14 protein-coding genes are annotated in these 26,103 nt (G+C 69.4%); 5 read left to right on the top strand and 9 right to left on the bottom strand.

Going from position 1 to position 26,103, the window contains the following annotated elements:
* Window positions 1-121: 121 nt before the first annotated feature.
* Window positions 122-463, bottom strand: coding sequence for a hypothetical protein (locus V2J18_RS14190; protein WP_336132077.1), 342 nt, complete (start codon window positions 461-463; stop codon window positions 122-124).
* A gap of 208 nt (window positions 464-671) precedes the next feature.
* Between V2J18_RS14190 and V2J18_RS14185 the strand changes: the two genes are divergently transcribed.
* From V2J18_RS14185 to lnt, 3 genes are all read left to right on the top strand, one after another.
* Window positions 672-1,760 (top strand): SGNH/GDSL hydrolase family protein, encoded by a 1,089-nt coding sequence (locus V2J18_RS14185; protein WP_336132076.1) that lies wholly within the window; start codon window positions 672-674, stop codon window positions 1,758-1,760.
* Between the two features lie 81 nt (window positions 1,761-1,841).
* Entirely contained in the window at window positions 1,842-2,459 is a 618-nt protein-coding gene (locus tag V2J18_RS14180) for a hypothetical protein (RefSeq protein ID WP_336132075.1), read from the top strand.
* A gap of 24 nt (window positions 2,460-2,483) precedes the next feature.
* Window positions 2,484-4,946, top strand: coding sequence for an apolipoprotein N-acyltransferase (lnt, locus tag V2J18_RS14175; RefSeq protein ID WP_336132074.1), 2,463 nt, complete (start codon window positions 2,484-2,486; stop codon window positions 4,944-4,946).
* 67 nt (window positions 4,947-5,013) lie between these two features.
* Here the strand turns inward: lnt and V2J18_RS14170 are convergent, their stop codons facing one another.
* The 8 genes from V2J18_RS14170 to V2J18_RS14135 form a co-directional block, all read right to left on the bottom strand.
* A complete protein-coding gene (locus V2J18_RS14170; protein WP_336132073.1) occupies window positions 5,014-6,075 on the bottom strand; it encodes a DUF5694 domain-containing protein in 1,062 nt (353 codons plus the stop codon).
* 142 nt (window positions 6,076-6,217) lie between these two features.
* Window positions 6,218-6,979 carry a hypothetical protein gene (locus V2J18_RS14165; protein WP_336132072.1) on the bottom strand — a complete coding sequence of 254 codons (762 nt, stop codon included), beginning with the start codon at window positions 6,977-6,979 and terminating at the stop codon, window positions 6,218-6,220.
* Window positions 6,980-7,022: 43 nt separating this feature from the next.
* Window positions 7,023-8,036, bottom strand: a complete 1,014-nt coding sequence (locus V2J18_RS14160; protein ID WP_064750166.1) for a M15 family metallopeptidase — start codon at window positions 8,034-8,036, stop codon at window positions 7,023-7,025.
* 138 nt (window positions 8,037-8,174) lie between these two features.
* Window positions 8,175-9,638 carry an MFS transporter gene (locus tag V2J18_RS14155; RefSeq protein ID WP_064750167.1) on the bottom strand — a complete coding sequence of 488 codons (1,464 nt, stop codon included), beginning with the start codon at window positions 9,636-9,638 and terminating at the stop codon, window positions 8,175-8,177.
* Window positions 9,635-11,368, bottom strand: coding sequence for a phytoene desaturase family protein (locus V2J18_RS14150; RefSeq protein ID WP_064750168.1), 1,734 nt, complete (start codon window positions 11,366-11,368; stop codon window positions 9,635-9,637). Before V2J18_RS14150 ends, V2J18_RS14155 begins: the two co-directional genes overlap by 4 nt.
* 19 nt (window positions 11,369-11,387) lie before the next feature.
* A complete protein-coding gene (locus tag V2J18_RS14145) occupies window positions 11,388-13,166 on the bottom strand; it encodes a phytoene desaturase family protein (RefSeq protein ID WP_336132071.1) in 1,779 nt (592 codons plus the stop codon).
* Window positions 13,156-22,650 (bottom strand): HSAF biosynthetic non-ribosomal peptide synthetase/polyketide synthase, encoded by a 9,495-nt coding sequence (locus V2J18_RS14140; RefSeq protein ID WP_336132070.1) that lies wholly within the window; start codon window positions 22,648-22,650, stop codon window positions 13,156-13,158. Before V2J18_RS14140 ends, V2J18_RS14145 begins: the two co-directional genes overlap by 11 nt.
* A 99-nt stretch (window positions 22,651-22,749) precedes the next feature.
* Window positions 22,750-23,538 (bottom strand): sterol desaturase family protein, encoded by a 789-nt coding sequence (locus V2J18_RS14135; protein ID WP_222423813.1) that lies wholly within the window; start codon window positions 23,536-23,538, stop codon window positions 22,750-22,752.
* A gap of 702 nt (window positions 23,539-24,240) precedes the next feature.
* On the opposite strand from V2J18_RS14135, the gene V2J18_RS14130 reads away from it, so the two are divergent.
* Window positions 24,241-25,014 (top strand): ferredoxin--NADP reductase, encoded by a 774-nt coding sequence (locus V2J18_RS14130; RefSeq protein WP_064750169.1) that lies wholly within the window; start codon window positions 24,241-24,243, stop codon window positions 25,012-25,014.
* Between the two features lie 100 nt (window positions 25,015-25,114).
* The gene (gene rocF, locus V2J18_RS14125) at window positions 25,115-26,038 is read left to right on the top strand and encodes an arginase (protein WP_064750170.1); all 924 of its coding nucleotides are present in this window, start codon (window positions 25,115-25,117) and stop codon (window positions 26,036-26,038) included.
* The last annotated feature ends 65 nt before the right edge of the window (window positions 26,039-26,103 follow it).

Below are 26,103 nucleotides of genomic sequence, written 5' to 3'. Positions count from 1 at the left end.
ATGCGTGCTATGCACGGTACCATCTGGCCGTTGGCGTAGTCTCGGCCTCTATGGTTCATGTGTCGCCGGTTGCACGATCACTATCGAGTAACCGGTGCCGTGGCGATGGCCCAGCGGTGCGCTACGTCGTTCGAATGGGCCAGCCAGACAAGCGAGCCTCTAGCCTGATCGGATCAAATCCAAGAGGCTTGATCATGAAGCGGCGGCTCGAGATCTGGCGGCCGACGCCAACCCAGGTGTCGGACTTGCGGGAAGGTTTGGCCCGGATCTCGGCTTGAGGGGCGACGATTGGCTTTGAGGCGAGAACCGCCATCGATGGTTGAAGCTGGTGGTTCTGCGCATTGTTCCGCTGTAAGCCAATGCCTGTGCTCGCCTGCGACGCACAAATCGTAAATGTGCTGATGATCTTCGTAGTTTTGAACAATTCGTAGTTTTGAACAATTGTAGAGACGACGGAGAACACGGGGTGTTTGAAAACGTGACGTCGCTCACTGTGCCTGTTGCAGCGCACATTGCGTCGGCTTGAAACCGTACGCTAGCGTCCGGGGGCGATGACAGGGGGAGAAACGCCCCGGGTTCCGGAGCCTCCTCGTCGTGATTCGGGTTTCGCGTTTTCTCATCGGGCACCGGCCGGTGTCCGTGGCGCATTCCATCTCGAAGGGGAATTACGGATGAAGACTCTGTTCCGCAACAAGGCGGGGCGGTGGCTCTCGGCTGCCGCGCTGCTCGCGCTGTCGGCTCCGGGCCTGGCCAATACGCTCAACCAGAACGTGTCCTGGACCATCGACCGGGCCGGGACCACGGCCAAGTACCGCGTGGTCGCCTACGGCGATTCGATCTTCGCCGGCTACAACGGCTCGATCAGCAACGCGGCGCGGTACTCGGCGCCGACCGTGGACGGCGAGTACCTGTCGGCGCGCTGGAACGCCGACATCGAGAGCGTGCGCCGGGCCAAGTCGGGCGCGGTGGCGCGCGACGTCTACGAGAACAAGATCGTCGCCGAGCGTTCTTACATGCAGGCCGCCTCGACCCGGGTGGTGAGCTTCGAAATGTGCGGCAACGACGGCCTGCAGGCGCGCTCGGCGTTCAAGTCGCAGAGCGGCACCTGCGACTACAGCGGCCTGGATGCGGCGATCAATTCCTGCAAGACCTACGTCGCGGCGGCGATGGATTACATCAACGCCAACGCGCACGCCAATACCCGGCTGAAGGTCATTTCCAACCTGTACTACCCGGGCTACAACGCCGACAACGTGCAGAGCTCGTGCCGCGACGCCGGCACCGGGCAGACGGTGAACCTGCGCGACCGGTTCCTGCCGGCGATCGCCAAGATGAACTACTGGATGTGCGAATACGCGCGCCAGAAGGGCTTCCAGTGCGTGGACAGCTTCGCCCAGTACATGGGCGCGGACTACGACAGCAACGGCGACGGCCAGGTCGACGCCGACGCGCTGCGCTACGTGTCCGGCGAGAGCGAGGCCAGCTACATCAACCGCACGGCGGTGACCCTGCGCTCGACCCTGCGCGACGCCAACACCAAGTTCGTCTCCTCGTCCAGCTCGTTCGACTACATCCAGTCCGACGACACCCATCCGACCTACACCGGCGGCACGGTATCGGCCGGTCTGTGGGGCGGCAGCACGGGCACCGGCGCGCCGCGCTACTCGAGCTTCAGCAACGGCCGCAGCCCGATCTGGAACCAGTACGGGCACGAGCGCATGGGCTGGGCGCTGTCGGTGTATCAACCGGCCAATCCCTGATCGGCGCGACCGGCGGAGTACCGAACCGTGGCCGAGCGTCGCCCGCCGCATGCCCCGCCGTCCCGCGCGGACGGCGAGGGCATGCGCGTGATCGACAAGGCGCCCGTCGCCCGCGGCGGCAAGTTGGCGTGGGCGGCGGTCGTCGCGGTGGGGCTGGCGCTGGCACTGGCGGGATGGTGGTCGATGCGCGAACCGGCTTCCGGCGCTGCCGGCACCGTCGCCCAGGCGGATGCGTCAGGCGATGCGGCGAACGGCGCCAGTGACGAGCGGCTCGCTTCAGCGCCTCGCGCGCCGCGCGACGCGACGCAGGGGAGGCAGGCCATGCCGAACCAAGATCCCGACGATCTGGCCGCTTACTTCCAGCCCGGCGATCCGGAGCCTACCGGCGCGCAGGTCATCGAGGCGCTGCAGCAGGCGGGCATCCGCACCGGCCTGGGCGCGTTCAACCCGCCCGGCACCAGCCCGCCGCTGATCGGGCTGGCGGTGCCGGAGGATTTCGCGCTGCCGCCGGGCTATGTGCGCCACCACCAGGTGACCGACGAGGGCGTAGCGATCGAGCCGATCCTGATGTTCTCGCCCGATTTCGTCCTGCACGATGCGCAGGGCCGGCCGATCGCGATGCCGGCCGACCGGGTCGTGCCGCCGGCGCTGGCGCCGCCCGGCCTGCCGTTGCGGCAGATCCAGATCCCCCCGCGCTAAGACCGCGACACGGAGTTCTTCGACTTGACCACGGAGCGGCTGTCCCAGCCCCGCTGGCGTAGCCACGCCGGCATCCTCGCCACCGCGGTGTTGCTCGGCCTGTACGCTCGCGGCGGCCCCGCCTGGGGGCTGGGCTTCGTCGCCCTGGTGCCGTGGCTGCTGGCCTTGAACCGCGTCGGCACCGCCTCGGGCGCGTTGGCCAACGCGGCGTTGATGAGCGTCGCCTTCGTCGCCGCGGTGTTGCATTGGTTCGGTGCGGCGATCGGCGCCTACACCGGCATGGGCGCGGCGACGGCGACCGCGCTGCTGCTGGCGCTGGCGCCGCTGATGCAGCCGCAGTTCCTGGCCTACGCGCTGGTCCGGCAATGGGCCGGACGCCGTTATGGCGTGCTGTTGCGCGCGCTGGCTGCGGCCTGCGCCTGGGTGGCCTGCGAGTGGCTGGCGCCCAAGCTGCTGGGCGACACGCTGGGCCACGGCCTGTTTCCGTCCGCGACGCTGCGCCAGGTCGCCGATCTCGGCGGCGCCGCGGGCCTGACGCTGCTGTTGCTGCTGGTCAACGAGGCGCTGGCGGCCGCGATCGAGCGCCGCGGCCTCGGCGCGCGCGCGTTGCTGAAGCCGCTATGGTTGGGCGCCGGGATCGTGGCCTGCATGGCCGGTTATGGCGCGGTAAGGCGCGACGGCCTGCAGGCGCCGCCGGCCGCCGATGCGCCGACGCTGCGCGTGGCCATGGTCCAGGCCTGCATCACCGATTACGAACGCCTGCGTAAGCAGATCGGCGCCTATGCGGTGGTGCGCAAGGTGCTGGACACGCATTACGCGCTGTCGTGGTCGGCGATCCGCGACCACGGCGCCGACGTGCTGCTGTGGTCGGAAACCGTGTACCCGACCAGCTACGGCAACCCGCGCAGCGAGGACGGCGCGGCGCTGGATCGCGAGATCCAGGGCTTCGTCGATGCCGCGGGCGTGCCGCTGGTGTTCGGTACGTACGATCGCGACGGACAGGGCGAATACAACGCGGCCGCTTTCCTCGAACCGGGCCGCGGTTTGCTCGGCATGTATCGCAAGACTCACCCCTTCCCGTTGACCGAGCACGTGCCGGCCTGGCTGGACGGGCCACGGCTGCGCCGCTGGTTGCCGTGGACCGGCGGCTGGCGCCCGGGCGACGGCGCGCGGGTGCTGCCGTTGCGCAGCGCCGACGGGCGCGAGGTCAACGTGGTGCCGCTGATTTGCCTGGACGATGTGGAGACCGACTTGGCCATCGACGGCGCCCGGCTCGGCGCGCAGGCCATCGTCGGCCTGTCCAACGATTCCTGGTTCACCGATTACCCGGTCGGCGCGCGCCTGCACCTGGCGGTGGCGGCCTTCCGCAGCATCGAAACCCGCCTGCCGCAGGTGCGCGTCACCACCAACGGGCTCAGCGCGATCATCGACGACACCGGCGAGGTGTTGGCCAGCACCTCGACCGGCGACCAGGCGGTGTTGACCGCGTTCGTCAGCGCCCGCGATCCGGCGCCGACCCTGATGGTGCGCTGGGGCGATTGGGTCGGGCGTGCCGCGGCGGTGTTCCTGCTCGGCCTGGCGGCGTTCACGCTGTGGCGGACCGCGCGCGGCCGCACCGCTGCCGCCGACGCGGCGCCAGCGACGCTCGAGGTCGTCGTACTGACGCCGTTGTGGCGAGCGGCGAGCGGCGCGCTGCGGCTGTGCGCGGGCGCGGGCTTGCTGTGGCTGGCCGCCGACATGCTGCTGCGCACCGGGCTGCAGATCCAGTCCTTGTCGCAGCTGATGCTGTTCGCCGTGCTGGTGGTCGCGCCGCTCGTGGCGGCGTGGGCGATCGAGCGCAGCTTCGCCGCTCAGGCGCGTGTCGAAGCGAGGTTGCTGGTGCTGGATCGGCGCCGGCAACGGATCGAGCTTCCGCTGGCGTCGATCGTCGCGCTGCGGCCCTGGTACGTCCCGTTGCCGCGCGGCGGCGCCGATCTGCGCCTGGCCGAAGGCCCGCTGTGGTCGCGCGGCCTGGCGCGGGCGAACCCGCGCGCGTTGCAGCGCATGACCGCGGCGGCGGGCGCGCCGTGGCGCCTGGAAGGCCGGTTCGCCGCCGGCCTGGCCGAATTGGCGCAAAGCCGCGCCGACGCGCGCCGGCCGCGGCTCGACCATGCCTTGCTGACGTTCGGCTTGTTCCCGCTGCTGCTGGCGCTGGTCGCGTTCCGCCTGCACCAGATCATCGCCTTCGGCGGTACGTTCGGCGAGTACTACAGCTACGGGCTGGTCGCCTACCTGACCGGCCTGGCGATCTGGTGGGCGTCGTGGTCGATCGGCCTGATGCTGTTCGCCGCCGCGCTGCGGATCGCGATCGAGGCGGTCGCGGCGCTGGCGGTCGCGCTGCGCAGCGCGCACGCGGCGGCGTTGCGCGACGCGCTGGAGTGGCTGGGGCGGGCGGCGTTCTACCTCGGCGTTCCGGCGTGGCTGGCGATGCGCCTGTTGGCCGTGTGACGGCGAACCGGCGCCTGGCCGGCGGACCGCGCCCGCTGGGACAGCGGGCGACGGCCGGATCGGCGACTCACTTCAGCACTTGCTGCAGGTCGACGATCTCCACGCCCTGCATCTGCCCCAGCAGCGAGTCGAACCAGGGCTTGTGCTGGCTGCCGACGATCGCCAGCACGCGCGCGCCGGGACGCTCGCGGAAGCTGGCGCGGATGTTGGCGACCATGCGCAGGTTGCGGGTTTCCCAGCCGGCGACGTAGACCTGGGCCAGGCGCTGCGGCGAGGCCTCGCGCATCGCTGCGCCGAAATCGCCGTCGGCGACGACGCTGAGCACGTCCGGCCGATTGATGTAGCGGTACAGGGCCAGCATGTCCTGGCCGCGGCGCAGCGCATCGTCGCGTTCGCGCACTGTCTTGGAGGCTTCCTTGGCCGAGGCCCAGGCGGCCATGATCGCCTGGCCGTAGGCCTGCGGGTCGGAGACGTCGACGGCGTCGCCGGTGTGGTCGTCGGTCGGGTGGACCCGCTGCAAGCCGGCGCGCACCGCCAGCGGCGCGGCGATCAGTTCGTTCTCGCTGCGCCCGGCGCGCGCTTTTTCCAGTCGGGCGACGAGCTTGGCGTCGAGGCCGTCGCCGGCGCGGCGTTCGGCGGCCGGCAGGTACAGCCATTGCACCAGGGCCGAGGTCGAATCGCCGGCGGCCAGGAACACCGCGGCCAGACGCCGGCGTTGCGCCGCGCTGGGCTGGGCCGGCCACTGCTTGAGGGTCCGGTTGGCTTCGGCGATCGCCGCCGGCACGTCCAGGCCGGTCGCCGCGCGCGCGTCCGAAGTGTCGCGGCAATAGGGTTTGAAGTCGTCCGCGCTGTAGACGGCCGGGTGGCGCGCGACCAGGTCGCAGCTTTCGCCGGAGATCGACTCGATGGTGATGATCTCGGGCTCGAACGCGGCGACCCGGTCGAGCAGCGGCGCCAGCGCCTTGGCGTCGAAGGTCTTCGGCATGTCCGACAGATGCACGGTGCCGAGCACCAGCACCTGCGCCGGGCGGCCGTGCATGTTCTTGTCCAGCGCCGACAGATCGACCTGCTGCGCCTGCGCCGTCGCGGCCGCCAGCGCCAACCCCCACACCGCCCACTGCTTGCTCATGCTCGCACCGTGTAGAAAACGTCCGGCGACGGTAGGACGGCGGGCGTGCGGCGCGACAGTGCCATGTGTCAGTCGCGGCCGCTGCGCGGAGGCTGCGGGGATTGGGGATTCGAGGTCGAAGGGCCAGCGCTGGAGCGTGGGGTCAGGGGGCGTCGGTGCGGCGCAGGATGCGCTGGCCGTTTTCTTCGAGTACGCGCCAGCGGCCGTCGTGGGAGAGGGCGAGGGTGCGGCGCGGGGCGGTGCCGTCGGCGCCGAGCGAGGGCAGTTGCGCGGCCAGGCCGCTCGACGCCGGCGCGGCGCCGGTGCGCAGCGGTTCGCCCGGGTCGTCGCCGACGTCGCGGATGTGCGCGGGCAAAGGCCGCGTGTCTTCGCGCACGGTGCGGCAGTCGGACGACAGCCACAGTTGCTGGCGCAGCGGGCCGATGCCGTCGGAATGACTGTAGCGGGCCACCGCCGCGCCCTCGGCGTCGGCGCCGAACCAGCGACTGAGGTCGTCGGCCTCGCTGCGGCACAGGCGGCGGCCGTCGCGCCAACGCTCGGCGCGGTCGGCGATCAACCACAGATCGCCGTCGGCGGCGAAGCCCAGGTCGGCCACCGGCGCCTCGGCGAGGTGGTCGCTGCGCCGGCCGTTGTCGAGGTCGAGCGTGTGCCAGCGGTTGCCGTCGGCCCAGGCCAGCAGCGCGCGCTGCGGATGGAAGGCGACCGCGCCGGTGCCCGTCAGCGGTTGCGAATCGACGATCGCCGCTGCGCTGGCGGTGGCCGGCGGCGGCCCGGCCAGGCAGGCGGACAAGGCCAGCGGCAAGACCAGGCTCAGCGCGCCGGCGGCGATGCGGGCCCAGCGGCGCCGCGCTGCGGGTTTCGCAGCGCGGCGTCGGTCGATCGTGGCGAGACGTTCGTCGTTCATGGCCGAGGCAGTCTAGCGCGCGGATGCGCGGCGGTTCTGCGGATCAAGGCCGCTGGCCGATGCCCATGCGGTCCCAGACCGCTTCCAGCCCGCCCTGGCGATGGCTCTGCTGCATGTGACGCGCATCGCCGGCGTCGAAGCCGGGGTGGTACTCGACATGCGGACGGTCGACCAAGCCTTGCCAATTGCCGCCCCATTCCAGGCCCTGCGACACCGCGATCTGGCCGTAGCGGTCCCAGTTGTTGGTTTCGGCCCAGCTCGGCCGGCCGTTGGCGTCGTTGAACACCACGTCGACCGCGACGCCGTAGTTGTGCCAGGACTGACCGCCGCGCGCGTTGGTGACCCGGTTGCCGGGCGCGGTGCGGCCCTGCGCGTACAGCGCGTCCTGCTCGGGGAAGCTGCGGTAGGCGGTGTCCACGCGCATGTTCATGCCTTCGCGGCGGGCCTGTTCGATCACCGCGGTGACCCGGTTGGCGACCTCTTGGTTGAGGTTGGGGTTGTCCAGGCGGCCGCGCGGATCGGCCGCGTGCAGGTCGAGCACGTTGCGCATCTGGGTGCCGTCGAGTTCTTGCAGCTGCACCCGGGTGGAGATGTTGTCGTAGACGCTGCGCGGCGCGGTCTCGACCGCCAATTGCAGGCTGCCGTCGTTGCGGATGGTGCCGACCGTCCGGCCCTGGGCATCGAGCAGGCGCCCTTGTTCGATGCCGTAAGTGACGCCGTCGAGCGTCAGGGTGCCGGCGTCGGGGGTCAGGCCGCTCGGTGTGGCCTGCGGATTCAGGCTGAGTTCGGCGGCGCCTTGCAGATAGCTCGCGGTGGCGGCGTTGGGTGCGGCGGCGAAGGAATTCAGCGACTCGACTTTCTGCTCGTCGGTCAGTTGGGCGAAATTCCGGTCGGCGACCAGACGGTCCAGCGCAGCCACCGCCTGCGGATTTTCGCGCAACGTTTCGCGCAGCTCGTCTTCGCGCAGCTCGCTCGCGGTCGGTGTGGCCTGGGCCGGGTCGCTGGCGTTGGCGGACTGGGTTTCGTTGCTGCGCGATGCGCCGTTGACGCTGTCCATGAGCGGTCCCTCGTCGTAATTGCGCCCCTGTAGGCGCATTGCACGACGCGGCCTGGGCTGGCGCTACCTGGGAACGACCCTAGCCCGGGGCCGATCCGGGCGCCGAACTGCGAGCGGGTTCGCAATTCGGCGCTTGTCTCAGGACTCGGCCGCGGCCGGGCGCAGGTTCAGCACCGGCGAACGGATCGCCGCATAGACCAGCCAGGTCGCGGCCATCGCCAGCGCGGTGGCGAAGAACAACTGGGCGAAGCCGGCGCGGAACAGTTCGCGAGTCGGCGCCGGCAAGGTCTGGGCGGCCAGTTCGCTCAACCGCGCGCCGGCGAACTCGCCGCCGCTGCCGCGCACGTGCATGAGGATCAGCGCCGATCCGGCGGTGGTGACGATCGCCGCGCCCAGCGTGCGCGCGAACGCCATCGCGCCGGTGACCGCGCCGAGCTGCTCGGCCGGTGCGGCGTTCTGCGCGATCACGTTGACCAGCGCGCTGCACGGGCCAGTGCCCAGGCCGACGGCGGCGAACAACAGGGCCGCCGCCAGCGGGCTCAGCGACTGCGCCCACACGCCCATCGCCAGCGCGGCCAGCATCGCGATCGGCAGCGTGGCCAACACCGGGCGCCGATAGTCGCCGCTGCGTGCGGCGTAGCGCCCGGCCCATAACGCGCCGATCGCGCCGGACACCAGCGCCGGCACCAGCAGCAACCCGGCGCGCGAAGCGGGCAGGCCGTGGCCGATCTGGAAGTAGGCCGGAATCAGCACCGCCACGGCGATGTAGAAGCCGTACATGAGCAGACAGACCAGCAAGGCCGGGCCGATCACCGCATCGCGCAGCAACGCCGGCGGCAACATCGGCTCGGCGCTGCGGCCTTGTCGGCGGGCGAACGCCAGCGCGCCCAGCGCGGCCAGGCCGAAGCCGCCGAGCACCGGCGCGGACAGCCACGCGTAGCGGCCGCCGCCCCAGGACAGCGCGGTCAGCAGGGCGCAGGTGGCGAACACGAACAGCGCGGTGCCGGCCAGGTCGATGCGTCCGCCCGGCCGGCCGGCGCCGAGCCGGCGCAACGCGGGTGCGCCGGCCCACAGCGCCAGCGCGCCCAGCGGCAAGTTGATCCAGAACACCGCGCGCCAGCCCAGCGTATCGGTCAGCAAGCCGCCGAGCACCGGTCCGATCAGGCCGGCCAACGCCCACACCATCGCGAACAGTCCGGTGTATCGGCTGCGTTCGCGCGGCCCGGCGATTTCGGCGACCGACGCCTGCGCGATCACGATCAGTCCGGCGCCGCCGACGCCTTGCACGGCGCGTGCGGCGATCAGCGCCGGCAGGCTCGGCGCCAGCGCGCAGGCCAGCGAGCCCAGGACGAACAGCGCGACGCAGGCGTGCATCAGCCGGCGCCGGCCGTGCAGGTCGCCGAGTTTGGCGATCACCGGCGTGGCCGCGGCGGTGGCGAGCAGATAGATCGAGATCGTCCAGCCGAGCAGGTCGATACGCTGCAGTTCGCGCACGATCGCCGGCAGCGCGGTCGCGACCACGGTCTGCTCCAGCGCGCCCAGGAACACCGCCAGCATCAGCCCGCCGACCGCGCGGCGATCCGTCGCCGCGGCCGCGCTCATGCGCCGACCGCCCGCGCCGCGGCCAGTTGCGGAAAGCCCTGCGGCGCCGCCACGCCGTGCGCGGCGGGACCGACCGGTACGATCAGGTGGGTCGGCGGCGGCGCGGTTTCATCGATGCTGGCGGTGAAGTCCTTGCCGTCGTCCTTGCAGATGAAATGCATGACGTGGCGGCCGGCGGCGGCGGCGCGGATGAGACCGCCGGTGGTCGCCCACACGCCGGAGATGTAGAAGTTCGACAAGCCTTGCATCACCGGGCCGTGTTCCTTGATCGCTTCCTCCAGGGTCTCGCCGCTTTCCACGAACGGCTGCCAGCCGAGCACGGTGCCGTCGAAGTTGCCGGTGTAGCGCACCTGGGTCAGCGGGCTGGACACGTCGCGCACGCTGATCGAGTCCTTGAGCCCGGGGTAGCGCTTTTCCAGGAAGCGGATCATGGCGTTGCTGACCCGGCGCTTGGCGGCGTGGTACTCGTGACCGCGCCGCACCGGCAGGGTGTGCAGTTCCTCGCCCTTGCGCACCCGGCTGACCTGCTCGGGGCCTTCGTTGAGCGCGCGCCACGGCGCGATGTCGCAGAAGTAGGTGGCGTAGACGATGCTGGTGCCGTCCGGCGCCAGTTCGGGATAATGCCGGCTGCGGAACTGCACGTTGATGCTGGGATGGCGGATGCCGATCATCTCCTCCGCCTCTTCCGGTTCGAGCAGATACGTGGTGCACGGCTCGCCTTCGGGGAAGGGCTTGTCCAGGCCGAGGAAGGCGATGAAATAGCCCGGAAACACCATGTGCGGTTCGTTGATGGTCTCGGTATAGAGCTTGCGGAAGGTGTCGTTGAGGTAGCGGCCCTTGAGGAAGCGCATCATCGTGGTGTAGCCGTCGGCGGCGGAGACCACGATGTCGGCGCGGAACTCGCGACCGTCGCTCAGGCGCACGCCGACCGCGCGATCGTCCTCGACCAGGATCTCCTCGACCTTGGCGTTGTAGTGCACCTGGCCGCCGAGCCGGCGGTAGCGCGCCTCGATCGATTTGGCCAGGCCCAGCGAACCGCCTTCGGGCACGCCGGCCGAGAGATTCGCGTGCGAGGCGAGCTGGAAGTAGAACGGCAGCACCGGGAAGTTCTGGTGCTTTTCGTAGAGGATGAAATTGAACGCCTCGCGCAGGAACGGGTCCTTGAACTTGGCCGAGTAGTCGGTCATCAGCACCGTGATCGACTTGCGGATGGCGTTGAAGTAGGGGATGAAGGAAGCCAGCATCTTCCAGCGTTCCCAGCGCCCCATCAGCCCGACCGGCTTGAGGAAGGGGTACACCGCCAGCGCCTTGCGGAACTTGCGCAGCCCGCCGACGAAGTCGCGGATCAGCTTGGCGTCGGCCGGCGAGATTTCCAGCAGATGCGCTTCCAGCCGGTCCGGGTCGGAGTAGAAGTACACCACCTGCCCGTTGCTGCCGCGGACGATGTTGAACACGTCGAAGTGGCGCATCTGCTTGCCTTGCAGGGCGCCGAGTTCCATCCAGATCTGGTGCATCTCGTTGCCCGGGCCGTTGCCGAGCAGCCAGCTGATGCAGCAGTCGAAGGTGAAATCGCCGCGCTCCCAGGCGGTGCAGCAGCCGCCGGGGATTTCGTGCATCTCGAAGATCTGGGTCTTGTAGCCGTTCATCTGCGCGTAGCAGCCGGTGGACAGGCCGCCCAGCCCCGCGCCGATGATGATCATGCTTTCTCTGTTGCCCGGTGTGTGCGACATGTCCTGGCTTCCTTGGCGGTCAGGCGACGGGCGCCGTTGCGATCGGGGCGGGGGATTCGACGGCGCGCAGTTTCGGCACGCTTCGCTCCAGCGGCGGTCCCTTGTCCAGTTGCGGGAAGTGGCCGAGCTGTTCGATCCGCCACGGTGCCGTGTTGCCGCTTTCCCAGGCCTTGAACGGCAGGCCGAATTCCCGGCACAGGAACTGGATCGCGAAGCGGCCGGTGGCGGCGGAGCGGATCAGGCCGCCGCCGCCCACCCAATGGCCGGCCATCGAGAAGCCGCCCAGCCCGCGCAGGCGCATGCGGTCTTTCTTGACCAGATCGGCCATCAAATCGTCGGCCTCCGGTGATTTCCAGGCCAGGATCGCGCCCTTGTAATTGCCGGTGTAGCGTTCGGTCGAGGCTGGAGTGCCGACGTCGACCAGTCGGATGCGCGCGCCCAGGCCGGGGTGGCGGCGTTCGAGGAAGTCGCGCACGAACTCGGCGACCTGGCGCTTGAGCGCCCAGTACTGCTTGCGGTCGCTGCTGCGCAGGCGCTTCCAGTAGTCGTAGTCGCTGAAGTAAGTGCAGTGCAGGATCGAATGACCGGGCGGGGCGAAGCCGTCGCAGTAGCGCGAACGCAGCTGCACCACCAGGCTGCCCTGGATCGCGCCGGGCAGGGCTGCGGCGTCCTCGGCCGAGAGCAGGTACGTGGTGCTGTGCGGCGTATCCGGCGGCAGGTCGCCCTCGAAGCCGACGAAGGCCGAGACCACGCCCGGATAGCGCTCGCCCGGCCGATCGAGCACCTGGTCGTAGAGCTTGTCCACGCGTGGATTGCCGTACTTGCCGTCGAGCAGGCTGCGCAGTGCGGTCAGGCCGTCGCAGGCGGCGATCACGTGATCGGCGTAGTGGCGTTCGCCGTTCTTGAGCTCGATACCGACCGCGCGCCCGTTCTCGACCAGGATCCGGCTGACCCGGGCGCGGTAATCGATGCGCCCGCCCAGTTCGAGGTAGCGCGACTCGATCGAGCGCGACAGCCCGAGCGAGCCGCCCTGCGGGAAACCGACGTTGCCGTTGTGCGCCTCGGCGATGTTGTACAGGTAGGGCACCAGCGAGAAATTGCCCGGGTCCTGGAAGAAGATGTTGCGCAAGCCGCGCCGCAGCAACGGGTCCTGGAAACGGTCGGCGAAATCGTTCATCTGGGTCGCGCCGTTGCGCCAGAACAGCCGGAACGCCGGCAACACCTGGCGCAGGGTGGCGTATTTGTCGCGCCAGTTCTCCAGCGGCGGAGGTTTCAGGAACGGATGCAAGGCCATGCCGGCGAAGCGGCGCAAGTCCGCGCAGAACTGCCGGATCAGGGGGGCGTCGACCGGCGACAGTTCGATCAGATGGCGTTCGAGCCGGTCGGGGTCGTTGTAGAAGGTGACCGAGCGGCCGTGCTCGTCGCTGACGGTGTTGAAGCTGTCGAACAGGCGGATCGACTTGCCGTCTAGCGCGCCCAGTTCGCGCCAGACCCGGTTGGCGTCGTTGCCGACCGCGGTGCCGTTGAGCCATTCGATGCAGTAATCGAAGATGTAGCCCTGGCGCGACCAGGCGGTGCAGCATCCGCCCGGCAACACGTGCTTTTCGAAGATGCGGGTTTCCATGCCGCTCATCTGGCCGTAGCAGCCCGAGGCCAGGCCGGCCACGCCGGCGCCGATCACGATCACGCGCGGCTTGTCGCCGGGACCGCGGGCGCGCGCCTCCCAGCGCGGCCCGACGGGGGATTTGGCGCCGGCGGGCGCCGGCGCTTCGGGGCGGTGTCCGGAATCAGCCGGCATCGCTGACCTCCCCGACCAGGATGCCGCGCGCCAGCGCGGCGTTGAGCGCGATGTAGTCCTGGTCGAGCATGTCGGCGTGCTTGCCGAAGCCCTTGAACACTTCGGTGCGGGTGCTGGAGCTGCCGTGCCAGGTGCCGCGCTGGCCGTTGCCGTAGAACACCACCTTGTCTTCGTCCGAGATCACGCTGACCGGGGCCGAGATCACGCCGGTGTTTGGGGTCTGGCTGCAGAAGCGGATGTAGTCCTTGGCCTGCTGCAGGGTTTCCTCGGCGACGATGTCCGAACCGGTGTGCTTGCGCAGATGTTCGCTGAGTTCGCGTTCGAAGGCCTCGAAGTGCTCGTTGCCGAGTTCGAACGACTCCGGGATCCGGTACGAGTCCATGATCACCACGTTCGGCACCTCGCGGCCGCGGCGCTCCAGTTCCTTGGCTACTTCGAAGGCGAGGTTGCCGCCCAGCGAGTAGCCGAACAGGGTGCAGTGGCCGTCGGCATGGATGCCTTCGATCAGGTCGGCGTAGCTGGCCACCTTCTCGTCGCCGAGGATGTAGTTGAACGAGACGAACTCGTACTCCGGCAGATGCACCGCGAGCTGACGGTAGACCAGGCCGTGGCCGCCGGCGGGCGGGAAGCAGAAGATGGTCTGGCCGTGGCCGACGTTGAAGCGCAGGTAGGGCTGGGCGCCGGCGATGCGGCCGGTGCTGATCGCTTCTACGGTCTTGGCCATGCCGTGCAAGGTGGTGACCTTGAACAGCTGGCTGACCGCGATGGCGATGTTGAACTCGGTCTGCAGGTTGTAGATCAGTTCGATCAGCTTGATCGAGCTGCCGCCGACCTCGAAGAAGTCGTCCTGCAGGCCGACCTGCTCCAGGCCGAGCAGGCGTTGCCAGTGTTCGGCCATGCGCAGTTCGAACAGGGTGGTCGGCGGCTCGAACTCGGCCGCGCCGGCGTTGGCGTCCGGGGCCGGCAGCGCGGCCAGGTCGACCTTGCCGTTGGCCGACAAGGGCAGGGCGTCGAGCTGGACGAAGCGCGCCGGGATCATGAAGGTCGGCAGATAGCTGGCCAGATGCTCGCGCAGCGCGCGCCAGTTCAAGGCCACGCCGGATTCGGCCGGCACGCAATAGGCGCACAGCGAGGCTTCGCCGCGGCCGTCTTCGCGCACGGTCAGCACCGCTTCGCGGATCGCCGGCCAGGCGGCGAGCTGGGATTCGATCTCGCCGATCTCGACCCGGTGCCCGCGCACCTTGACCTGGCTGTCGACGCGGCCGATCAGTTGCACTTCGCCGGACGCGCTCCAGCGCGCCAGATCGCCCGTGCGGTACAGCCGGCGCAGGCGGCCGTCGCCGAGTTCGAGCTCGACGAAGCGCTGCGCGGTCTGCGCATCGTCGCCGACGTAGCCGGCGCTGACGCCGGCGCCGCCGATCCACAGCTCGCCCGGCACCCCGGCCGGCACCGGCTGGCGGTGCGCATCGAGGATGTACAGCTCGCTGTTCGGGAACGGCCGGCCGATCGGCACCATGCGGCTGGGATCGAGGTCGTCGGTCGGGCCTTCGAAGTAGGTGCTGTCGATGGTCGCTTCGCTGAGGCCGTAGGAGTTCACCACCCGGCTGGACGGCCCGGCCAGGGCGCGCAGGCGCCGGTACTCCTCCACCTTCCACACGTCCGAGCCGACCGCGAGCAGGCGCATGAAGTCCAGGCGCTTGCCTTCGCGTTCGCAATAGTCCATCACCGAGCGCACCACCGCCGGCACGAACTCGGCGGCGTCGACCCGCTCGTCGAGCATGGTCCGGTACAGGCGCTCGGTGTTGAACAGCAGTTCGCGCGGCACCAGCACCAGCTTGGCGCCGGAGCACAGCGCCCGCACCAGGTCGCCGGCGAACACGTCGAAGGAGAAGCTGGCCATCTGCAGATGGGCCTGGGTCTCGCCCAAGCGGTATTCGCGCTGCCAGCCGGCGTAGGCCGAGGCCAGGTTGGCGTGGGTGACCCGCACCGCCTTGGGCTTGCCGGTGGAGCCGGAGGTGTAGATGACGTAGGCGGTCGCGGACAGCGGCACGGCCAGATCCAGGGCCGAGGCGTCGGTGTCGGCGTCGGCGATCAGGTGCAGGTCGTCCGGGGTCAGCACCTCGCCGCCCCAGCCGGCCAGGCGCGCGCGGCGGGTTTCGTCGACCACGGCGAATCTGGCCTCGGCGTGCGTGGCCATATAGGCCAGGCGCTCAGCGGGGTAGTCCGGGTCCAGCGGCAGGTAGGCGCCGCCGGCCTTGAGCACGGCCAGCAGGGTCACGATCAGCTCGGGCGACTTGTCCAGGCACAACGCCACCACGGTGCCTTCGCCGACGCCGAGCTCGCGCAGCTTGCGCGCCAGGCGGTTGGAGCGCCGCTCCAACTCGCCGTAGCCGAGCTGGCGCACCGCGCCGGATTCGCTCGGCGCCGACACCGCGATCGCGTCGGGACGGGCGCGGGCGATCTCGCCGATCAGTTCGTGCGCCGGGCGATCGGCGGCGACGGTGTCGGCCGCGCCGCTCCACTGTTCCAGCACCGTGCGGCGCTCGTCGTCGCCGAGCAAGCGCAGCCGGGCGATCGAGGTCGTGGCCGGGGCCCGGGTCAGTTCCTCGAGCAGGTTGACGTAGTGTCCGGCCAGGCGCTGCATGGTCTGTGGTAGGAACAGGTCGGTGTTGTACTTGAACACGCAGTGGAAGCGCTGGTCGGCTTCGTCCTCGTAGGCCGACAGGGTCAGGTCGAACTGGCCTTCCTCTTCCGGCAGTTCGATGTACTCCAGGCGATAGCCGTATTTCTCGGTCGCGACCTTGTGCGCGAGCAGGATGAACATCGCCTGGAACACCGCCGAGCGGCTCGGATCGTGCTGCAGGCCGAGCTTCTCGACCAGCAGCACGAACGGGTACTCCTGGTTGTCCAGGCCGTTGAGCACGATGCGCTGCACCTGCGCCAGCAGCTCGGCGATGTTCGGCTGCGAAGCCAGGTTGACGTGCAACGGCAGCGGATTGACGAAGTAGCCGTAGACCTGGGCGAACTCCTCCTGGGTGCGGCCCATGACCGGGCTGCCGACGATCACGTCGTCCTGTCCGGTGTAGCGGTGCAGCAACAGGTAGTAGGCGCTCAGCAGCACCATGAACACGGTGACGCCGTTGTCGCGCGCCAGCTGGTGGATGCGCGCGCTGAGCTCGGGGTCGAGGGCGAAGAACTCCGATGCGCCGTTGTGGGTCTGCACGATCGGGCGCGGCTTGTCGGTCGGCAGGTTGAGGATCGGCACCTGCGCGGGCAGGTGGTCCTGCCAGTAGTCCAGCATCTTGGCCGCGTCGCGGGTGGCGAGGAAACGGTTCTGCCAGTTGAGGAAATCGAGATAGCGCGCGCGCACCGGCGCCAGCTCGACCTGTTCGCCGCGGCGCAGGCCCTCGTAGATCTCCAGCAGTTCCTCGATGAAGGTGAAGGTGGAGATCGCGTCCGAAATGATGTGGTGGACGGCCTTCATGATCACCCAGCGGTCCTTGCCGCGCTTGAACAGGCGGAAGCGCACCAGCGGGTCGTGCTCGAGGTCGTAGGGCTTGCGGTACTCGCGGATGATCTGCTGGTAGACCTCGTCCCAGGGCTTGTCCTGGACGTCGAACAGGGCCAGGTCGTGCTTGCCTTCGGCCGAGATCTTCTGCACCGCCTGGCCCTGGTCGAGCATGAAGTTCGCGCGCAGGCTGGGATGGCGCGCGATCAGCCGGCGCACGGCCTCGAACATCAGTTCCGGTTCCAGTTCGGTGCGTACCTCCACCGCGCCGCCGATGTTGTAGGCGAAGCCGTCGGGGTTGAGCTGCTTGAGGAACCACAGCGCGTTCTGGTTCTGGGTCAGCGGGTAACGGGTTTCGTCGCCGTGGGCGACGAAGCCCGAGTCGCCGGCGTCTTCGCCGTCGCCCGCGACCAGTTCGGCCAGGCCGGCGTAGAGCTGGTCGCCGAGGGTGCCGATCGAGCTGCTGCTGAGCAGGGTGACCACCGGCAGGGCGACCTTGAGCTCGGTGTGGATGCGCGCGCGCAGCTCCATCGCCAGCAGCGAATCCAGGCCGAGCGCGTTGAGGCTGGCGTCGGTGTCGATCTGCTCGCTCTTGATCCGCATCACCTGGGCGATCAGGGCGTGGAAGCGCTCGTCGAGCAGGCGCCGGCGGGTGTCGCCATCGGCGGCGCGGAAGGTTTCGACGAAGCTGCCGCGCTCGCCGCTGTCGGCGCCGGCGCCGTGCTTGGCCAGTTCGCTCACCAACGGCGGCGGCGAGGCGTACCAGGCGAGGAAGATCGGCCAGTCGACCACGGTCGCGACCAACAACTGGGCGCGGTCCTGGCCGATGACGCGTTCGAGCACGTCCATGCCGGCGTCGGGCGAGAGCGAGCTCATGCCGCGGCTGTTGCGGTAATGGTCGATCAGGCCGAGTTCTTCGATCATGCCGGTGGCCCACGGGCCCCAGTCCAGGCTCAGCGCCGGCAGGCCGAGCGCGCGGCGATGGTGGGCGAGGGCGTCGAGGAAGGCGTTGCCGGCGGCGTAGTTGGTCTGGCCGGCGGTGGTCACCAGCGAAGCGATCGAGGCGAACAGGACGAAGTGCTCCAGCGGCTGGTCGATCAGGTGCCGATGCAGCAGCCAGCCGCCGATCACCTTGGGGTCGTAGACCGGGTCGAAGGCATCGCGGGTCATTTCGCCGAGCAGGGTGTCGCGGACCTGGCCGGCCAGGTGGAAAGCGCCGCGGATCGGCGGCAGGTCGCGTTGCTTGTAGTCCTGCAGCCAGGCTGCCAGCGCGCCTTCGTCGGTGACGTCGAGCTGGGCCAGGATCGGTTCGGCGCCGAGCAGCTCCAACTGCTTGATGAAGCGTACGTTGCGGCCGATCGCGCTGGCCGGATCGGTGTCGCGCCATTGCGCGCGCGGCGGCAGTTTGCTGCGGCCGACCAGGATCAGCTTGCGCGCGCCGCGCTTGACCAGGGTGCGGCAGAGCAGGCGGCCCAGCGCGCCGAACGCGCCGGTCACCAGGTAGGCGCCGTCGGCGCGCAGGCGCAACGGCAACGGCTTGTTCAGCCCAGCGGCCGGCTGCAGACGGCTGGTGTAGCGCTTGCCGTCGCGCAGGGCGATCTCGTCCTCGTCTTGCTGCAGCACTTCGGCGAGCAGGGCCTGGGCTTCGCTGCGGCGCGCGGCGTCGGCGGCCTCCGCGGTTTCCTCGCCGGCGGCCTGCAGGTCGATCAGCTTGCCGCGCTGGGCGACCAGTTCCTGATACCACAACACCCGGCCGATGCCCCAGGCCGGCGCGCCCAGCGGTTCGACGTCGTCGCGGTCGGCCACCGCCTGCGCGGCGCGGGTCGCCACGTGCAGACGCGCATCGGGCTGCGAAGCCAGCAGCGATTGGCTCAGCGCGATGAGCGAATAGGCGCCGCGGGCGTTGCCGGCCTTGAGTTCGGTCGCGTCGACCTGTTCCAGGTGCGGCTGGTCGAGATTCCACAAGTGCACGACCCGGGCGAACGCGCCTTCACCGGCCTTGGCCAGGTCGGCGAACAGGCGCTGCAGGTCCTTGAACGCACCCGGCACCACGGTCGATTCGCGCAGATCCTTTTCCAGCTTGTAGCGCTTGCCGGGGCGGACGATGTGCACGCGCTCGCCGCGCGCCTGGGCCAGCGTCGCCAGTTCGTCGCCCACGCCCTGGGCGTCGGCGAGGATCAGCCAGCCCGCCGCGGCGCTCTCGTCGGCCGGCGCCGCTTCGTCTACGGCTGCAGCGACGGTTTCGTCGGCGGCCGCGATCGGCGGCAGTTCGACCCAGCGGGTTTCGGCCAGCCAGTTGTCGATCGTCGCCAGGTTGACCTTGGCGCTGGCGTTCTCGACGTTGGCGGCGCGGAAGCCGGCGACATGGCCGAGCGGCGCGCCATGCTCGTCGTAGACGGCGATGTCGCCGATCAGCTCGTCGCCGCCGTCGTGGCGCACGCTGGCATGCACCCACAGGGCGCGGTCGCCGATCGCGTCGGTGCGCACTTCCTCGATCGACAGCGGCAAGCGAATGCCGGTGTCTGCGGGGCCGTCTTCGGCTTGCTGCAGGATCTGCGGCGTCAGCAGGGTCTGGAAGCAGGCGTCGAGCATGGCCGGATGGAAATGGTGGCCGGCGGCGTCGCCGTGCAGGCGTTCGGTCGGCACGATCCGGGCCAGGGCTTCGCCGCGGCCGACCCAGACTTCCTCGATGCCTTGGAACGCCGGGCCGTAGTGATAGCCCATCTTCGCCAGCGCGTCGTAACAGGCCGAGCGCGCCAGGAACAGCGGGCTGCGTTCGCGCACCGCGCGCAGGTCCAGGGGCGCGCCGGTGCGCCGGCCCTGGCTGGCGCGCACGCTGCCGCTGGCGTGGACGGTGCGATCCTGGCCGTCGGCGGACAGGCTGGAGACCTGGAACGTCGCGCCGTCGGAGGCGAACGACAGCTGCACCGTCGCCGCTTCGGCGTCGGACAGGAACAGCGCCTTGCGCAGTTCGATGTCGGCGATCGCGGCCTCGTGGCCGCCGGTCAGCGCGCGCACCGCCTGGGTCGCCATCTCGATGTAGCCGGCGGCGGGGAACAGCACGTTGCCCTGGATGCGATGGTCTTCCAGGTACGGCATGCGCTCGGCGTCGAGCTTGGCTTCCCAGGTCGGTTCGGCGACGGCCATGCGCCGGCCGAGCAGGCCGTGGTCGAGCTGGCCGAGGCGGACCTGTTCGACCGGGCGCGGCTCGACCCAGTAGCGGTCGCGCTTGAACGGATAGCGCGGCAGCGGCAGCGGACGGCCCTGCGGATGCAGCGCGCTCCAGTCGATGGCCGCGCCGAGGTTGTGCAGGCCGCCCAGCGAGGCGGCGAAGCGCGCGGCTTCGTCTTCCTGGCGACGGATCGAGGGCAGGCTGCGCGCGCTGGCGCCGCGCGCGGCGAAGCATTCGTTGATCGAATGACCGAGCACCGGGTGCGGGCCGATCTCCAGGAACAGGTCGTAGCCGTCGTGGGCCATCTGGTCGATCGCGGCGCGGAAGCCGACGCTGTTGCGCACGTTCTCCCACCAGTATCCGGCGTCGAGTTCGTGGCCGGCGGCGATGCCGGGCTTGGCGGTCATGTACAGCGGCACCTGCGCCGGATGCGGCGCCAGCCCGTCCAGCGATTCCAGCAGCTCGTCCTTGATCAGGTCCATCTTGGCGCTGTGATAGGGCACGCGCACGGCCAGGAACTTGGCGAACAGCTGCTCGGCCTGCAGCTTCTCGGCCAGTTCGGCCAGCGCGTCCTGATCGCCGGCCAGGGTGATCGCGGTCGGGCTGTTGACCGCGGCGACCGAGACCCGGTCGCCGTAGGGGCGCACCCGGCGCAGCGCTTCGGCTTCGGTCAGGCTGACCGCGAGCATGGTGCCGGTGTCGACCAGCTTCTGCTGCAGGCGGCTGCGGTGCACGACCACCCGTACCGCCTGTTCCAGGGTGTAGACGCCGGCCTCGTAGAAGGCCGCGACTTCGCCGGTGCTGTGGCCGACGATCGCGTCGGGACGTACGCCCTTGGCCCGCCACATCGCTGCCAGTGCGATCTGCACGGCGAAATTGGCCGGCTGCGCCAGCCAGGTCTCGCTCATCTTCGAATCGGCTTCGGCGGCGTTCATCTCCGCGATCAGCGACCAGTCGACATGCTTGGCCAGTTCGCGATCGCATCGCTCGATGACCTCGCGGTAGACCGGTTCGTTCTCGAACAACTGCCGGCCCATCGCCCACCACTGCGGGCCCATGCCGGTGAACACCCAGGCCAGCTTCGGCGGCGTCGCGCGGCGTTCGTCGGCGACCAGGTGCGGATGCGCTTCGCCGGCGGCGAACGCGGCCAGGCGCTCGCGCAGCGATTCGCGGCTGTCGTAGACGATCGACAGGCGCGACTCCAAGTGCTGGCGGCGATGGGCGAGGGTGTAGCCCAGGTCGCGCAGATCGACGGCCTCGTCGCCTTCGCGATCCAGTTCGCGGGCGATGCCTTCGGCCAGCGCCGGCAGCACCGAGGCGTCGCGCGCGCTCAACGGCAGCACGTTGTAGCCGCCCGCGGCGCGGCCGGCGCTGTCGTCGGCGGTCGTCGCCCGCGGCGTGCGCGCCGGCGCCTCTTCCAGCAGCACGTGCGCGTTGGTGCCGCCGAAACCGAACGAGTTGACGCCGGCGCGCGCCGGGCCCTCATGCGCCGGCCACGGCGTGACCTGGGTCGGGATCTTGTACGGCATCGAGGCCAGGTCGATGTCCGGGTTGACCGTCTGCAGGTTGATGTGCGGCGGAATGGTCTTGTGCTTGAGCGCGAGCGCGGTCTTGATCAGGCCGGCCACGCCGGCGGCGGCCTCGGTGTGGCCGATGTTGGTCTTCACCGAACCCACATAGCATTCGTCGCCCGGCTTGCGCCCGACCGCCAGCGCGCGGCCCAACGCCTTGGCCTCGATCGGGTCGCCGACCGGGGTCGAGGTGCCGTGCGCTTCCATGTATTGCAGGCTGCCCGGGGCGATGCCGGCCTCGCGGCAGACGCGTTCGATCAGCGCCACCTGGGCGTCGGGGTTGGGCACGGTGATGCCGTTGCTGTGGCCGTCCTGGTTGACGCCGGTGCCGACGATCACCGCGTAGATCGGGTCGCCGTCGCGCACCGCGTCGTCCAGGCGCTTGAGCGCGACCAGGCCGACGCCTTCGGCGCGTACGTAGCCGTTGGCGGCGGCGTCGAAGGTGCGCGACTTGCCTTCCGGCGACAGGAAGCCGCCCTTGGTTTCGGCGATGGTGTACTGCGGGGTCATGTGCAGCAGGGTGCCGCCGGCCAGGGCCAGGCTGGTCTCGCGCCGGCGCAGGCTCTGGCAGGCCAGGTGCACCGCGACCAGCGAAGAACTGCAGGCGGTGTCGATCGACAGGCTGGGGCCGCGGAAGTCGAAGCAGTACGAGATCCGGTTCGACGCCATCGTCATCATCGTGCCGGTCGCGGTGTGCGCGGCCAGGGTCTCGAAGCTGAGGTCGGCGAACTGGACGATCTTGTAGTCCAGGGTGAAGGCGCCGACGAACACGCCGATGTCGCGGCCGGCCAGTTCGGCCGGCTTCTGGCCGCCGTCTTCCAGGGCTTCCCAGGCCACTTCCAGCAGCTTGCGTTGCTGCGGGTCCATGTAGTCGGCTTCGCGCGGGCTGATGCCGAAGAACGCCGGATCGAATTCGTCGAAGCCGTCGATGTAGCCGCCGCGGCCGCCGACCAGGCGGCCGGGCTTGCTCTTGTCGCGGCTGCCCAGGGTAGCCACGTCGTAGCGGTTGAGCGGCGTATCGGTGAGGCAGTCCTTGCCTTCGATCAGGTTCTGCCAGAAGCCGCGATGGTCGCAGGCGCCGCCGGGCAGGCGGCAGCCGATGCCGACGATGGCGATGCGCTCGAGCGGCTCGTGGGCGCGGTCGGCGGCCGCTTGCGCGGCGGCTTCGGCGGCTGCGGGCGCGGCGCCGTCGGCGTGGTCGCGGTGGGGGGCGTTCTTGCTGGGGTCCGTCATGATCGAGTCCTTAGTTCTTTACGTCTGGCGACGCCGGGGAGGTGAGGGACGGGCGAGGGGAGGCGTGGCGCCGATGCGCGCCATCGGGGAACGCTTCGCTCAGGACGCGCGCTTCTTGCGCGGCCGCAGCGGATGGATCAGGGTCGAGAACACCGCGCCGGTGCGCGGAAACGAACCGGGATCGAACAGGCCGATCCCGCGCGGCCGCCGATCCGGCCGCCAGGTGTAGCTGCCGAACAACCGGTCCCAGATCGACAGATCCGAGCCGAAGTGGCCGGCTTCGCTGCGGTCGCAGCTGTGATGCATGCGATGCAGCTCGGGGCTGGCGAGCACTTGGTTGAGCCAGCCCAGGCGCACGTCGATGTTGGCGTGGACGAAGTAGCCCTGGGCGATGACGAAGATGCCGACCGCGAACAGCGAGGGCGCCGAGAAGCCGGCCAAGGCCAGCGGCAACTGCACCGTGAACTGCGACAGCACCACGTCGAACACGTGATTGACGCCGTTGTTGGCGACGTTGACCTTGTCCGGCACGTGGTGCACGCCGTGCAGGCGCCACAGCAGCGGAATGTCGTGGCCGGCGCGATGGATCGCGTAGCTGGCCAGCGAACTCAACAGCAGCGCGAGCGGGATCTCGGCCCACAACGGCAGGGTCGGATGCAGGGGCGACAGCGCCGCCACCGCCGCGGCGACCGGCAATTGGGCCAGCGCGCCGGCCGCCACGGTGAGCACGAAGTAGACCGCGTACAGGCCCCACTCGCGTCCGCTCGGCTGCCATGCGCGCTCGTACGGAATAATAAATTCGAGTATCGCCAGGTAGAAAATGCTGGCGAATACGAAGGCGAAACTGGCCGGACCCGGGTCCCAGTCCAGGATTAATCCGGCGCTCACATAAACCGCTACCGCCAGCATCAGCAAAGGATGGGCGATATAACGCAGCCGGTCGCGCCAAGGCTGCGCCGGCGCGACCGCCGTCGTTTTTCCGGACGTGGCGTGAAAATGCGGTGAAACCGAATCTTCGAGTTTCTGGTCACAATTCTCTAGCGCGACGCCAATCACCATTCGCTCGGAGTCGGGAGGCGCGCTCATGAGAATATTTCCGCAATATTCGCGAATATGCGCCGCGAATCCCGCGGCGCGCGGCGCGGGTGCGATGCGTCCGTCGAGCGCACGGCGCAAGTGGCTGATTTTTTTGCGGCAATGCCTGACTGCTGGACGTCCATGCGAGCCTCAGGGGTGACCAAGAGCGTCAGCTGACGCATGCGGTCAGCGCATGGTCGCTGGTGGGCAGAAGGGGATTCGAAGCGAACGCCGATTTAATCGGCCGGATTACTCGGGCGGCTAATAATCGACGCAAGCGCGAGTCGCCGTCAAAGGCGCAGTCCCGCTGCGCGAGTGACGCCGATCATTCTTTGGAACATTGATTCCCAAGTGGGAAATATTATGTGCTGGTATTGGTGGGCCGAATCGCCGCCGGCGACGATGCGAGCCGCGCGCGCTGGCACCCAATAATGACGCCCGCACGTCAGACGCGTGACGAATATCGTCCCGCGCGGATGCGGCCGGGATTTTCCATAACAAGGAGTCAGGACGATGCAGTTGGCGACAGAACGCGTCATCGAGGTCAAGCACTGGAACGACAGCCTTTTCAGCTTCCGCACCACCCGCGACCCCGGCTTCCGCTTCGACAGCGGCCACTTCGTCATGGTCGGCCTGGAGGTCGAGGGCCGGCCGCTGATGCGCGCTTACTCGATCGCCAGCGCGCACTACGAAGAGCATCTGGAGTTCTTCAGCATCAAGGTGCCCGACGGCCCGCTGACCTCGCGCCTGCAGCACATCGCCAACGGCGACTCGATCCTGGTCAGCCGCCGGCCCACCGGTACGCTGGTGCTCAACGATCTCAATCCGGGCAAGCGCCTGTACCTGCTCGGCACCGGTACCGGCCTGGCGCCGTTCCTGAGCATCGTCCGCGACCCGGCCACCTACGAGCGCTTCGAGACCGTGGTCCTGGCGCACGGCGTGCGCCATGTCAGCGATCTGGCTTATGCCGACTTCCTCGAACGCGAGTTGCCCGCGCACGAGTTCCTGGGCGAGGCCGTGCGCCGCCAGCTCAAGTACTACCCGAGCGTCACCCGCGAGCCGTTCCGCAACCGCGGCCGGATCACCGATGCGATCGCCGACGGCCTGATGGCGCAGACCCTCGGCCTGCCGCCGCTGAATCCGTTGGAAGACCGGGTGATGCTGTGCGGCAGCCCGCAGATGCTCGAAGACACTTCGACCTTGCTGGAAGGACGCGGCTTCAAGCCTTCGCCGCGCACCCGCGAGCCGGGCGACTTCGTGATCGAGCGCGCCTTCGTGGAGAAGTGACCCGGCCGCGCGCTCCGCGCCGGCCGTTTCCATCCCCCGCCATCGCCATCGTTGCCTTGCCGGCGGCGCGGCGTTGCGCCCCTGCCTGAGGATTCGCACCATGACTCGCACTGCCACGCCGGTCAGTCTGATCGGCGCGCCCACCGACGTCGGCGCCGGCGCGCGCGGCGCCCGCCTGGGGCCGGAAGCCCTGCGCATCGCCGGCCTGACCGAAGCCCTGCGCGGGCTCGGCCTCGACGTCGCCGACCGCGGCAACCTCGACGGTCCGCCCAACCCCTGGTCGGCGCCGGTCGGCGGCTATCGCCATCTCGACGAAGTGGTGGCCTGGAACCGCAATGTGATGGACGCGGTCGCCGCGGAACTGCGCGAAGAGCGCATGCCGATCCTGCTCGGCGGCGACCATTGCCTGGGCCTGGGCTCGATCACCGCGGTCGCGCGCCATTGCCGCGAACGGCGCAAGAAGCTGCGCGTGTTGTGGCTGGACGCGCACGCCGACTTCAACACCCACGAGATCACCCCGACCGGCAACCTGCACGGCATGCCGGTGGCCTGCCTGATCGGCATGGGGCCGCCGTGCCTGACCCGGCTCGGCGGCGAAGCGCCGGCGATGCAGGTCGGCGAGATGCGCCAGATCGGTACGCGCTCGGTCGATCCGGGCGAGAGGCAGCTGATCAAGCAGCTCGGCCTGCCGGTGTACGACATGCGCCGGATCGGCGACATCGGCATCAAGCGGGTGATGGAGGAAGCGTTGGACGGCGTGGACGCCGACACTCATCTGCACGTCAGCTTCGATGTCGACTTCCTCGACCCCAGCATCGCGCCCGGTGTCGGCACCGTGGTCGCCGGCGGACCGAACTACCGCGAGGCGCAACTGGCGATGGAGATGATCGCCGAAAGCGGCTGCATGGGCTCGCTGGACATCGTCGAACTCAACCCGATCCTGGATCGCGACAATCACACCGCCCTGGTCGCGATCGATCTGGTCGAGAGCCTGTTCGGCAAGTCGACGCTGGTGCGGGCTTGATGGGCCGGGATTGGAGATTCGGGATTGGAGATTGGAGATTGGGGATTGGAGATTGGGGATTGGGG

The organism is Lysobacter firmicutimachus, assembly GCF_037027445.1.
In the GTDB taxonomy this organism is placed as follows: domain Bacteria; phylum Pseudomonadota; class Gammaproteobacteria; order Xanthomonadales; family Xanthomonadaceae; genus Lysobacter; species Lysobacter firmicutimachus.
The sequence above is the reverse complement of the archived record's forward strand: the minus strand, read 5'-3'. Positions and strand labels throughout refer to the sequence as shown.